Here is a 12,980-nt window from a genome sequence, read left to right on the forward strand (position 1 = left end):
GCCCGGGTGCGGGCGGGGCTGGGGTTGGGCGAGGAGGTGCCGGTGGTGCTGGCGGCGGCCCGGCAGCAGTACCAGAAGGGCCTGGACGTGCTGGTGTCGGCGTGGCCGCGGGTGCGGGCGGCGCGGCCGGACGCGGTGCTGCTGCTGGCGGGGAGCCGGGGGGCGGAGACGGGGCGGCTGGAGGAGTTGGCGGCGGCGACGGGGGGCGTGCGGTTCCTGGGGCCGCGGGACGACGTGTTCGACCTGATGGCGGCGGCGGAGGTGTTCGCGGTGCCGTCGCGCTGGGAGGGGCTGGGGAGCGCGGCGATGGAGGCGATGGGGGTGGGGGTGCCGCTGGTGTGCGCGGACGTGGCGGCGCTGCGGGAGACGGTGGGCGGTTCCCAGGAGTGCGCGCTGCTGGTGCCGCCGGAGCGGCCGGAGGCGCTGGCGGAGGCGCTGGTGCGGTCGCTGGAGGAGCGCGGGGAGGCGCTGGTGCGGGCGAAGGCGGCGCGGGCGCGCTTCCTGGCGGGGTACACGCTGGAGCGGGTGTCGGCGCGGATGGTGGAGTTCTACGGGCGCGCACTGGCCTGAGCCACCCGTACGGGCGGGCTGGTGGCGACCCGGGCCCGTGCGGGCGGGCGGGCTGGTGGCGACCCGGGCCCGTGCGGGCGCGCACCGGCCCGCCCTCGTACGGGCGGGCGGTGGCCGAACGGATCGGCGGGGGGCCGTCGCGCGTTTGATGACGTTCCGTCAGTTCGCGTGCGTGCGTCCGGATTCCGACCGGTGGCAGGTGTCAGTATGGCCAAAGTGCTTGCGCCGCAGGTCCGGGGCGGGAAGCATCGGTCGCAGGGGAGGGCCGTGGGGGCGGTCTGGACGTTCGCTTTTTTCGCTGCCGCTGCCGGGGGTGCACGCGGCCCGGCCGTACCGATGCGCGCCGCCCGCGGGGGCGGGTGCGGCTGTTGGGGCGCGTGTGCACCGTGACGAGGCGAGGGGAACCAACCGGTGGAACCGGCAAATCTGTTCACCGTTCTGCGGCGGTACTGGCGGCTGCTGGCGGCCTGCACGGCGGCCGCGCTGGTCGTGGGTTTCCTGCTGACGCCGGCGGGCGACGCCGTGGACAACGGGAAGTGGCAGTGCAAGGTGGCGATCACGCCGGTCGCGGGCGCGGCGGACACCGTGCGCGCCGACCAGGTGCTGTCGTACGCGCAGGGGTCGGCGGTGACGACGGCGGCGGCGCAGAAGCTGGGGGTCAAGGACGTGGCGGGGCTGACCGCGCGCCGGACGGTGGCGGCGGAGTCGACGCAGATGCTGCTGTTCACCACCACCGGCCCGACCCAGCAGTCCTGCGCGGAGCTGGCGCAGGCGCTGTCGGAGGCGACGATCACCGGCTACGCTCAGGAGTCGAAGAAGAGCGCCGACGAGTCGATCAAGCGGCTGCGGGCCCAGGCGGACGCCCAGCAGGCCCAGTTGGACGAGTTGCAGAAGTCGGTGAGCCGGGCCAACGCGAACGATCAGGCCAAGCTGCAGCCGCAGCTGTCGACGGCGACGGCGGCGCTGACCAAGACCCTCGGGGCGATCGCGGACCTGCAGAACTACAGCCAGACCGACGCGATCCAGCAGTGGGGTTCGATCGACGCGAAGGAGTCGGGGGGCAGCCTGCTGTCCTCGCCCTCGCGCGGGGTGCGGTTGACGCTGGCGGTGGTGCTGGGCCTGTCGCTGGGGGTGGTGGCGGCGCTGATGCTGTCCCGGATGGACACCCGGCTGCGGTCCCGGGACGGCGCCGAGGAGGCGTTCAACCTGCCGGTGATCGGTGAGATCCCGCGGCTGTCGCGGCGGCTGCGGCGGCTGCGCGAGCCGCTGGTGACGGCGCGTCCGGCGGACCCGGCGACCGAGGCGTACCGTTCGCTGCGCTCGACGCTGCTGCTGACCGGCCCGGAGTCGCTGTCCGCGCAGTTCGGGCAGGGCGGGCTGGACCCGGACGACCGGCGGGTGCGGCGGGCGGTGGAGCCGGCGCCGGTGGTGCTGGTGATGTCGGGGCGCTCGGGTGACGGGCGGACCACGACGGTGGCGAACCTGGCGGCGGCGCTGGGCGAGACGGGCCGTCAGGTGCTGGTGCTGGACTGCGACTTCCGGCAGCCGGAGCTGAACGCGCACTTCGGGATGGACGAGGGCCCGGGCATGGCGGAGCTGCTGTCGGGCGAGCAGCTGACCGACCTGGTGGACCTGATCCGGCCGACCCGGGTGCCGAACGTGGCGCTGATCGCGGGCGGCCACGCCACCGCGTACCCGGCGGCGCTGGTGCTGCGCGCCGGGGAGGTGCTGGCGCTGGCCCGGCGGTACGCGGACGTGGTGCTGATCGACTCCTCGCCGCTGCTGAACGCGAACGACGCGTACGACCTGGTGCAGCACGCGGACGCGGTGCTGGTGACGATGATGGCGGGCAACGTGCGCCCGGAGGAGGCGGACCGGGTCTCGGAGCTGCTGGCCCGCACCGGGGTGCCGGTGGCGGGGGTGGCGCTGCTGGGGGCGGAGGTCGCGACCGGGCGGCGCAACCGTTCGCTGCGGCTGCCGGGCCGGCTGGGCGGCCGCCCCGCGCCGGGGCCGGAGCCGGAGCCGGGCCGGGCGGCGCTGCCGCGCCCGGTGGCCGCGGAGCCGTCCCGCCCGGAGCCGCGCCCCGCGCCCCGCCCGGAACCGCGGCGGCCGGAGCACCGGCGGGCCGAGCACCCGCGGCCCGAGCACCAGCGGGCGGCCGACGGCCGTCGCGAGCCGGTGTACGGGGCCGGTGAGGGCGGCAGCCGCCGGGACGGGACGACGAGTTGGGGCCGCCGCCCGGCGGAGCTGCCGCCGGAGGAGCCGGTGGAGACGACCATGCAGCTGCGGCTGGGCGAGGACCGGTGAGCGGGCCGCGGGCCAGGGTGCTCTGGCTGGCCAAGGGCCTGGGCCGGGGCGGCGCGGAGCAGCTGCTGCTCAACTGCGTGCGCCACGCGGACCGTTCGCGCTACGAGATCGAGGTGGCGTACGTGCTGCCGCACAAGGACGCGCTGGTTCCGGCGCTGGCGGCGGCGGGCGTGCCGGTGCACTGCCTGGGCGGCGCGCCGGGGCGGCGCTGGCCGCTGCGGCTGCGGGCGCTGCTGGCGGAGCGCCGCTACGACCTGGTGCACACCCACATGCCGGTGCCCGCGGTCGCGGCGCGGCTGCTGACGCTGGGGCGGCGCGGGCCGCGGCTGGTGCACACCGAGCACAACCTGTGGGAGCGCTACCGGCTGCCGACCCGCTGGGCGAACGCGCTGACGTACCGGCGCAACGACGCGGTGGTGGCGGTGTCGCACGCGGTGGCGGCGGGCGTCGGGGGGCGCCGGGCGGACGGGTGGCTGACGGTGGTGCACCACGGGCCGGACTTGGGCGGCGCCCCGTCCGGTCCGGCGGCGCGGCGCGCGGCGCGGGCCGAACTCGGGCTGCCCGAGGACGCGTTGGTGGTCGGCACGGTCGGCAACCTGACGGCGAAGAAGGACCAGGCGTCGCTGCTGGCGGCGTTCGCGCTGCTGCGCGGGCGGGTGCCGGGGGCCCGGCTGGTGCTGGTCGGCTCGGGGCCGCTGGAGGCGGACCTCAGGGCGCGGGCGGGCGAGGGGGTGCTGTTCGCGGGGATGCGCGCGGACGTGCCCGCGCTGCTGCCGGGCTGGGACGTGTTCTGCCTGAGCTCGCGCCAGGAGGGCCTGCCGGTGGCGCTGATGGAGGCGATGACCTCGGGCCTGCCCTCGGTGGCGACCCGGGTCGGCGGCATCCCGGAGATCGTGGACGACGGCGTGGAGGGTCGCCTGGTGGCGCCGGGCGATCCGGCTCAACTGGCGCGTGCGCTGGGCGAGTTGGCCGATCCGGCGCTGCGGGCGCGGATGGGTGCGGCGGCCCGCGCGCGGTCGGCGTCCTTCGACGTGGCGGGCGCGCAGCGGGCGGTCGAGCGGGTGTACGCGCGGGTCCTGGCGAACTGAACGGGTGGGGCGGAGCACGACGTGGGTGGCGAACTGACGTACCGGGGGCTGGAGTCGGCGGACGTTCCGGCGGTGCTGGAGCTGTTGACGGCTTCGCTGGCGGGCGGTCCGACCGGGCGGCGCAGCGCCGGTTTCTTCGACTGGAAGCACCGGGAGAACCCGTTCGGGTCGAGTCCGGGCCTGGTCGCGGTGGCGGCGGACGGGCGGGTGGCGGGGGTGCGGCTGTTCCTGCGCTGGCAGTGGCGGGACGGCACGGGGCGGACGGTGCGGGCGGTGCGGCCGGTGGACACCGCGACGCACCCGGACTTCCGGGGGCGCGGGATCTTCCGCCGCCTGACCACCGACCTGCTCGAACAGGTCTCCGGCGAGGCCGAGTTGGTGTTCAACACGCCGAACGGGAACAGCCTGCCGGGCTACCTGCGGATGGGCTGGCGGGAGTTGGGCCGCGTCCCGGTGGCGCTGCGGGTGGCCCGGCCGGTGTCCTTCGCCCGCGGGGCCCGGGCGGCGCTGGCCCGGCGGCCCGGCCCCTCGGGGCCGCCGCGCTGCGAACTTCCGTCCGCCGCCGAGTGGTTGGCCCCGTCGGAGGGACGCCGGGCGGGGCAGCTGGCCGAGCTGCTGGCCGAGCGCGAGCGGGCGGACGCGGCCGATCCGCGGCTGCACACGGTGCGCACCGCCGCCTACCTGGCCTGGCGGTACGGGGCGGCGCCGGGCCTGGACTACCGGGTGGTGACGGTCGAACGGGGCGGCGAGCTGGTCGGGTTGGCGTTCGGACGGCCGCGGCGGCGCGGCCCGCTGGCCGAGTTCACGCTGGCCGAGCTGATCGTCCGCCCGGGCGACCGGGCCGCGGCGGCGCAGCTGCTGCGGGTGGCCGCGTCCTCCGGCTGCGACCACGCGGCCACCCACCTGTCCCCCGGCACCGAGGCGGCCGCGGCGGGCCTGCGGGCGGGCTGCGTGCGGGCGCCGCGCACCGGCATGGTGCTGGCGGCCCGCACCCCGACCGGCCCGCTGCCGGCCGGGCGCACCCTCGCCGACTGGCGGTTCAGCCTCGGCGACCTGGAGGTCTTCTGATGGCGGTGCCGATCGCGGCCCGTCCCGCCCGCCGGCGTTCGCGCCCGCTGGCCCGGCTGTCCGGGGCGGTGCGGCGCGGCCGGCTGACGGCGCTGGCGTGGGCGCTGGTGCTGGGCTACGTGACGGTGTTCGTGCTGGCGATGGTGCACACCTCGTACGACACCTGGGGGGCGCTGCTGGTGGCGCCCGCGCTGATGGCGGTGGGGACGCCGGTCCTGGCGCGGGTCGCGGCGGGCAACCCGGAGCGCGGGGTGTTCAAGCTGCTGATGGTGGCGATGGCGGCGAAGCTGGCGTGCGCCTTCCCGCGGTACCTGATGGCGTTCGTGCTGTACGGCGGCGCGGCGGACGCCAAGATGTACCACCAGAAGGGCTCCGAGCTGGCCCGGTACCTGACCACCACCGACCTCTCCGCGGGCCTGCACTACGACCTGGGGATGAAGGTCGCGGGCACCGGCTTCGTGATCATCGTGACCGGGGTGGTGTACGCGGTCACCGGGCCGACCCTGGTCGGCGGGTTCCTGGTGTTCTCCTGGCTGGGCTTCTGGGGGCTGCTGTTCTTCTGGCGGGCGCTGCAGATCGCCTTCCCGGAGGCGGACTCGCGGCGCTACGCGAAGCTGGTGTTCTTCCTGCCCTCGCTGCTGTTCTGGCCGTCCAGCATCGGCAAGGACGCCTGGATGATGTTCTGCCTGGGCCTGACCACGTACGGGGTGGCGCGGCTGCTGGACCGGCGGTTCGGGGCGTTCGCGTGCATCGCGCTGGGGTCGCTGGGGACGGCGATGGTGCGGCCGCACGTGACGGTGCTGGCGGGCGCGGGCCTGAGCGTGGCGTACCTGCTGCGCAGGCGGCCGCGGCAGGTGTCGGCGCTGGGGCCGCTGCGGACGGTGCTGACGGCGGCGGTGCTGGCGGTGGGCGTGATGCTGATGCTGCAGCAGGTGTCGACCTTCTTCGGCACCACCGGCACCGGCGGGGACGCGGTCAACCAGGTGCTGTCGGAGACCTCGCGGCGCACCTCGCAGGGCGACTCGGTGATCAACGCGGCGACCGCGGAGGACCCGGCGCCCGCGTTCAGCCTGAACCCGGTGAAGCTGCCGATGTCGGTGGTGAGCGTGCTGTTCCGGCCGTTCCCGTTCGAGGCGTCGAACGTCCAGAACCTGGTCCAGTCGGTGGAGTGCTTCGCGCTGCTGGTGATGTTCGTGCGGGCGTGGCCGCAGCTGGCGCGGGTCCCGAAGCTGTTCGTGCAGCGCTCGTACGTGGCCTTCGCCGTGGTCTACACGCTGCTGTTCTGCTGGGCGTTCTCGACCATCAACAACATGGGCATCCTGTCCCGCGAGCGGGTGCAGGTGCTGCCGCTGGTCCTGGTGCTGCTGGCGATCCCGCGGCCGGCCGCGGCCCGCCCGGTGCGGAGCCGCCGCCCGCCGCTGTGGCGGGTCCAGCCGGGCCAGTGGGGCGCCGCCCGCCAGGGCCCAGAGCCTCCGGTCGCCGTCGGCGCACCGGATCCGTCACGAACCCAGGGGGGCTCGACCTCATGACGACCGACACGACGTCCGGCACGACGACCGGTGCGACCGGCCGGAACCGCCCCGCCGTCCTCGGCGGTGCGCCCGTCTTCCCGGACGGCCTGCCGCTGACCCGCGTCCGGGTGCCCGACCGGGAGGGGCTGCTGGGGCGGCTGGCCGGGGTGCTGGACTCCGGGATGCTGACCAACGGGCCGACCGTGCGCCAGTTGGAGGAGGAGGCCGCCGCGTTGATGCGGGTGCCGCACGTGGTGGCGGTGTCCAACTGCACGGCCGGGCTGATGCTGGTGCTGCAGGCCGCGGGGGTGGACGGGCGGCGGCCGGTGCTGATGCCGGGCTTCACCTTCTCGGCGACCGCGCACGCCGCGCACTGGGCGGGCGGCAGCCCGCTGTTCGCGGAGGCCCGGGAGCAGGACGTCACCCTGGACCCGGCCGACGCGGAGGCCCGGCTGAAGGCCGCCGACTCCCCGGCCGCGATGATGGCCACCCACGTGTACGGCACGCCCTGCCAGACCGAGGAGCTGCAGCGGATCGCCGACGCGGCGGGGGTGCCGCTGGTGTACGACGCGGCGCACGGCCTGGGCTCGGCCCGGCGCGGCGTGCCGGTGGGCGGCTTCGGCCTGGCCGAGGTGTTCTCGATGAGCCCGACCAAGGTCGCGGTGGCGGGCGAGGGCGGCCTGGTCGCCACCCGGGACGCCGCGCTCGCCGAGACCCTGCGCACCGCCCGCGACTACGGCAACCCGGGCGACTACGACACCCTGTTCCCCGGCCTGAACGCCCGGATGAGCGAGCTGCACGCCGCGGTCGGCCTGACCTGGCTGGCCGGGCTGCCCGAGCGGGTCGCGCACCGCGGCGCGCTGGTCGCCGAGTTCGCCCGGGCCGCGGCGGGCGTGCCGGGCCTGCGGCTGGCCCTGCCGGAGGAGGGCGACACCTCGACCTTCAAGGACCTCACGCTGATCCTGGACGCCGGGGCGTTCGGCCTGGACAACCGGCAACTGGCCGCCGCGCTGAAGGCCGAGGGCGTCGACACCCGCCGGTACTTCTTCCCGCCCGTGCACCGGCAGAAGTCGTACGCCCACCTCGGGCAGGCGGAGGAGCTGCCGCGCACCGACCGGCTGGCGGCCTCGGTGCTGACCGTCCCGCTGTGGTCGCACATGGACGCGGCGACGGTGCGCCGGGTCGCCGACGCGGTGGTGCGTGTCCAGCCCTTCGCGGCGGAGGTCGCGGCGGTGGTCGGGACGGCGGCCGGGCGCGTCTGAGCGATCCTCGCAAGGTGGTTCGGCCGTTAGTCGGATCAGGTGAACTCGGTTGGACCGCAGGGAGGTTGGAGGGCCAGGATGGCTGTCATGTTCAAGGGATTCCGCAGCTTCCTGCTGCGCGGCAACGTCGTCGACCTCGCGGTCGGCATCGTCATCGGCGCGGCCTTCACCGCCGTCGTCACCGGTTTCGTGGCAGCCTTCCTGACCCCGCTGATCGGCATCGCCTCCGGCGCGGTCGGCGACTTCAGCAAGGAGTCGTTCACCGCGGCCGGGGTGACCTTCCCGTACGGCGCGTTCCTGCAGGCCCTGATCAGCTTCGTGCTGGTCGCCGCGGTGATCTACTTCGCCGTGGTGATGCCCGTCGGCAAGCTGCAGAACCGTTTCAACCCGGTCAAGGACACCCCGGTGGCCAAGGCCGACTGCCCCGAGTGCCTCAGCACCGTCCCGGCCGCGGCGACCCGCTGCGCGCACTGCACCAGCGAGCTGGTCGGCCGCCCGGGCTTCCCGGCCCAGGCGGCGGCCGCGGCCGCCCGCTGAGCACCCTCCCGCACCACCCCGGCCCGGACGGCTCCCGCCGTCCGGGCCGGACCCTTTCCGGCGGTCTGGACCACCGCGGGCTTAACGGAACCTTTCCCGGGCCCGAGCGGGGGCTTTCGTTCCGCCCCGGATGAGCGGGTGGTACACGGACGATGGTCCCCGGATGACCGAAACGGGACCTCGTTTCGCCCGACTAAGTACGGCATTGTCCGATTTAAGCGAGCGAAGAGTCTGTAAACAGTTGAACTCCAGGCCGTTCCGGTCTCCTCAGCAGGCGTGTTGTGGGCTTACGGTATGCCCCATGACCTCGCCCCGCTCCTACGACGGAGTCGGCTACCCCTCTCCGTCCTTCTCCTCCGGCACGCCCATCTACGACAGCTTGGTCGCAGAGCGCGGCATCCCGCAGATCGCACCCATCAACGTGCCCCCGGCCCTCCCGGCCGCCTCCTGGTCCTCCGCCTACGGCAGCGGTTTCGGCACCGGCTTCGACTCCCCCCAGTCGAACCTGCCCGCCCTGCCCCCGGCCCGCCTCGCGCTCGGCCCCGGCCCGAGCAGTGCCCCGGCCCCGGCCCCGTACATCCCGGCCCAGCCTGGGTACGCGAACGCGCCGGTGCCGCCGCAGCCCACCTACGCGAGCGCCCCGCAGGGCTTCCTGCCCGGCCAGCGCCCGGCCGCCCCGTTCCAGCCGCAGCCCGCGCAGGCCTACCCGGCCCCGCAGGCCCCGGCGGGCGGTTTCGCCGCCGCCCCGCAGAACTTCGCGCCGTCCTTCCAGGCGCAGCAGTTCGGGGCCCAGCCCGTCCAGCAGCAGCAGTCGTTCGGCGACCAGTCGTTCGGCGGCAACACCCTGCGCCCGGCCGCGGCCCCGCAGCAGTACCCGCAGTACCGGCAGTACCCGCAGGCCGGCTGAGAACCCTCCGGGGGGCAAGGTCACCACGCAACGACGCGTCAGTTTCTCCCCACCGCCGCCCGTGGGCGGCCCCGCACCACCACGCATCCCCGCGTCCCGCCAGGGCCGCGGGGATGCGCGCACCCGGGCACCCGGCCCCGCGCCACGGGCCGCCGCCCGCCTGGCAGGATGGACCGCATGCCGCGTCTCGCCTCGCTCCACCTGTACCCGGTCAAGTCGATGTACCGCCTCAGCCCGCCGTCCGCCGCGGTGCAGCCCTGGGGCCTGGCGGGCGACCGCCGCTGGATGCTGGTGGACGCCGACGGCACCGCCCTCACCCAGCGCGACGAGCCCGCGATCGGGCAGTTCCGCCCCGTCCCGTCCGCCGACGGCGCCGCGCTCACCCTGACCGGCCCGGACGGGGACGTCCACGTGCTGCCCGCGCCGACGCTCGCCGGCGGCGCCCCCGAGGCCACCGTCAGCGTCTTCGGCACGCACTTCCCGGCCGCCGTGGCCGGCGAGGACACCACCGCCTGGCTGGCCGGGCGGCTGCCCGCGAAGCTCGGCGAGGTCCGCCTGGTGCACCTCGACCGCCCGGCCACCAGCCGCCCGATCAACCCGGAGTACGCCGCCCCGGACGAGACCGTCTCGATGGCCGACGGCTTCCCGCTGCTGCTCACCACCACCGCCTCGCTGGACGAGCTGAACGCCCGGATCGCCGCCGACCACCCCGACGACCCGGCCAAGGGCGCGCCGCTGCCGATGGAGCGCTTCCGCCCCAACCTGGTGGTGTCCGGCACGGCCGCCTGGGCCGAGGACGGCTGGCGCCGGATCCGGGTCGGCGGCCTGGAGTTCCGGGTGGTCAAGCCGTGCGGCCGCTGCGTGGTCACCACCACCGACCAGGAGACCGGCGAGCGCCGCGGCCCCGAGCCGCTGCGGGCGCTGGGCCGCCACCACCGCTTCGGCCAGAAGCTGGTGTTCGGCCAGAACCTCGTGCCGGTCCGGCCCTCCGGGGCCTCCGCCGTTGCCGCCGCCGAGGTGCTCGGGACGCTGTCGGCGGGCGACGCCGTGGAGGTGCTGGAGGAGGGCCCGGCGCCGCAGCCGGACCGCCGCTGACCGGCCCGGTCGCGGCGCCGTCAGCCCCGTGCACCCGGAACCACCCCCGGCCCCGCTCGTTGAACCGGGCGCCGGATCCGGTCGGCGGTCCGCCGGGTCCGCCCCGCGCGCTACGGTGGGGCGATCGCGCAGCGTCTCGACGTAACCGACGTAACTGACGAAGGCGGGGATGACAGATCGCCATGGGTGAGCTCAGGGTCCGGGTCACGCAGGACAGCGCCTCGCGGTGGCGGCGGCGCGGCGGGGAGTACGCGACGCTCCGCGAGGCCCTGGAGGTCGCCGAGCCCGGCGACACCCTGACGGTGCGCGCGGGGACGTTCCGCGAGGCGGTGCTGGTCGACAAGCCGGTGACGCTGGTCGCCGAGCAGGGCCCCGGCAGCGTGCGGATCTCGCCCCCGGAGAGCGCGGTGCGCGGCGGCACGGCCCTGACCGTGACCGCCGCCGCCACCGTCCGCGGCCTGGTCGTGGACGGCTCGGACCGCTCCGCCCCCGCGGTGCTGCTGGCGGCCGGGGCGGACGGCGCGGTGCTGGCCGACTGCCGGGTCGAGGCGTCCTCCTCGGTGGGCGTGGAGCTCGCCGACGGCGCCCGCGCCCGGCTGGTCGGCTGCACGGTGGAGAACCCGTCCGGCCTCGGGGTGCGGCTGCGCGCCCGGGCGCAGGCCGAGCTGCTGGACTGCGAGGTCGCCGCGGCCGGGCAGAGCGGGGTCGCGGTGCTGGCCGGCTCCCGGCTGCGCGCCGAACGGCTGAAGGTCCGCCGGGCCGGCGGGGCGGGCGTCCTGCTCGCCGACCCGGGGACGCTGGTGGAGCTGACCGGCTGCGAGGTCTCCGAGGTCCGCGGCTCGGGCGTGCAGGCCGAGGCGCAGGCGGTGGGGCGGCTGGCCGACTGCACGGTGCACCGGGTCTCCGGCAACGGCCTGAGCCTGGACAGCGGCGCCGAACTGGAACTCGCCTCCTGCCGGATCCACGACGTCCCGGAGAACGCCGCCGACCTGCGCGGCGGCGCGAAGCTGACGCTGCGCCAGGTCACCGTGCACGGCTTCGGCCGGGGCGCGCTGTCGATCTGGGACGGCGGCACGAAGGTCCTCGCCGAGGGCTGCCGCTTCCACTCCGCGCAGGGCGACTACCCGGCGCTGTGGGTCAGCGACGGCGCCGCCCTGGAGCTCGCCGACTGCGCCCTCGACGACCTGCCCGACGCCCTGTTCGTCCTCGACCAGGGCTCCTCCGCGGCCGTCCGGGACTGCTCGTTCAGCGCGATCCGCTCCTCCGCCGTCTCGGTCAGCGGCGGCGCCAGTGCCGACCTGGCGGGCTGCCGGATCCAGGGCGCGGGCACCGGCCTGTGGTTCCGCGACCACGGCTCCGGCGGCCTGCTCACCGACTGCGAGATCGCGGACGTCGCAACCGGCGTGATCGTCACCAAGGGCGCCGACCCGGTGCTGCGCGAGTGCACGGTGCGCGGCGCCAGCGAGTCCGGGGTGTACGTGTCGGCGCAGGGCCGCGGCGAGTTCGAGGAGGTGCGGGTCTCGCAGGGCGGCGGCTTCGGCTTCCACGTGATCGACGGCTGCCGGACGAAGCTGGTGCGCTGCCGGGCCGAGCGCAACGCCCGGGCCGGTTTCGAGTTCTCCGAGCCCGGCCCGGTCGCCGAGGGGTGCACCTCCGACGACGCGGCGCCGCTGCCGCCGCTCGCGGCCGTGCCCGCGCCCGTCGTCCCGGCGCCCGCCCCGCTCGCCGCCCGTCCGCCCGGCGCTCCCCCGCTGGCGGCCCTGGTGCCCGCCGTCCAGACCACCGCGTCCGCCCTCGCGCCCGCCGTGATCGCCCCGATCCCGGACTGCCGCCCCGCGGAGGTGGCCCTCGCCGAACTCGACGCGCTGGTCGGCCTGGCCACCGTCAAGCAGGAGGTCCGCACCCTGATCGACCTGATCTCGGTCGGCCGGGCCCGCCAGCGCGCCGGGCTCAAGGCCCCCTCCCCGCGCCGCCACCTGGTCTTCACCGGCGCCCCCGGCACCGGCAAGACCACCGTCGCCCGCCTGTACGGCGAGATCCTCGCCTCGCTGGGCGTCCTGCAGCGCGGCCACCTGGTCGAGGTCGCCCGGCTCGACCTCGTCGGCGAGCACGTCGGCTCCACCGCGATCCGCACCGCCGCCGCCTTCGACCGCTCCCGCGGCGGCGTGCTGTTCATCGACGAGGCGTACGCGCTGGCGCCCGAGGACGCCGGCCGGGACTTCGGCCGCGAGGCGATCGACACCCTGGTCAAGCTGATGGAGGACCACCGCGACGAGGTCGTGGTCATCGTGGCGGGCTACACCGCCGAGATGGAGCGCTTCCTCGCCGCCAACCCCGGCCTGTCCTCCCGCTTCTCCCGCACCGTCACCTTCCCCGACTACACCGCCGACGAGCTCCTCGACATCGCCCGCGCCCAGGCCGCCGAGCACGAGTACCGCCTCACCGACGCCACCGAGGCCGCCCTGCTCGGCCACTTCACCGCGATCGACCGCTCCACCGGCTTCGGCAACGGCCGCACCGCCCGCCAGGTCTTCGAGACCATGGTCGAACGCCACGCCTCCCGGGTCGCCCACCTCCCCTCCCCCACCACCGAGGACCTCCAGCTCCTCGTCCCCGCCGACCTGCCGACCTGAAC

The 12,980-nt window shown here is 75.9% G+C and carries 10 protein-coding genes; all 10 read left to right on the forward strand.

Features of this window, described 5'->3' with window-relative positions:
- Positions 1-570, forward strand: a 570-nt coding sequence (locus OO57_RS29890) for a glycosyltransferase family 4 protein (protein WP_033255840.1), incomplete at its 5' end; no start/stop codon positions are given.
- Between the two features lie 411 nt (positions 571-981).
- Entirely contained in the window at positions 982-2,877 is a 1,896-nt protein-coding gene (locus OO57_RS29895) for a tyrosine-protein kinase family protein (RefSeq protein WP_033255841.1), read from the forward strand.
- Complete coding sequence (locus tag OO57_RS29900) at positions 2,874-3,965, forward strand: glycosyltransferase (protein WP_033255842.1); 1,092 nt, start codon at positions 2,874-2,876, stop codon at positions 3,963-3,965. The genes OO57_RS29895 and OO57_RS29900 overlap by 4 nt, the downstream gene beginning before the upstream one ends.
- 21 nt (positions 3,966-3,986) lie before the next feature.
- Positions 3,987-5,033: a GNAT family N-acetyltransferase gene (locus OO57_RS29905; RefSeq protein WP_033255843.1), complete on the forward strand. Its 1,047-nt coding sequence runs from the start codon at positions 3,987-3,989 to the stop codon at positions 5,031-5,033.
- On the forward strand, positions 5,033-6,562 hold the full coding sequence (locus OO57_RS29910) for a hypothetical protein (protein ID WP_051778425.1): 1,530 nt from the start codon (positions 5,033-5,035) through the stop codon (positions 6,560-6,562). The genes OO57_RS29905 and OO57_RS29910 overlap by 1 nt, the downstream gene beginning before the upstream one ends.
- Positions 6,559-7,806 carry a DegT/DnrJ/EryC1/StrS family aminotransferase gene (locus OO57_RS29915; protein ID WP_033255844.1) on the forward strand — a complete coding sequence of 416 codons (1,248 nt, stop codon included), beginning with the start codon at positions 6,559-6,561 and terminating at the stop codon, positions 7,804-7,806. Before OO57_RS29910 ends, OO57_RS29915 begins: the two co-directional genes overlap by 4 nt.
- A gap of 87 nt (positions 7,807-7,893) precedes the next feature.
- Positions 7,894-8,343 carry a large conductance mechanosensitive channel protein MscL gene (gene mscL, locus OO57_RS29920; protein ID WP_033255845.1) on the forward strand — a complete coding sequence of 150 codons (450 nt, stop codon included), beginning with the start codon at positions 7,894-7,896 and terminating at the stop codon, positions 8,341-8,343.
- Between the two features lie 301 nt (positions 8,344-8,644).
- Entirely contained in the window at positions 8,645-9,250 is a 606-nt protein-coding gene (locus OO57_RS29925; RefSeq protein WP_051778426.1) for a DUF6643 family protein, read from the forward strand.
- Positions 9,251-9,427: 177 nt separating this feature from the next.
- A complete protein-coding gene (locus tag OO57_RS29930; protein WP_033255846.1) occupies positions 9,428-10,345 on the forward strand; it encodes an MOSC domain-containing protein in 918 nt (305 codons plus the stop codon).
- Between the two features lie 182 nt (positions 10,346-10,527).
- Entirely contained in the window at positions 10,528-12,978 is a 2,451-nt protein-coding gene (locus tag OO57_RS29935; protein WP_033255847.1) for a right-handed parallel beta-helix repeat-containing protein, read from the forward strand.
- Positions 12,979-12,980: the final 2 nt, after the last annotated feature.

The organism is Kitasatospora phosalacinea, assembly GCF_000717185.1.
In the GTDB taxonomy this organism is placed as follows: domain Bacteria; phylum Actinomycetota; class Actinomycetes; order Streptomycetales; family Streptomycetaceae; genus Kitasatospora; species Kitasatospora phosalacinea_A.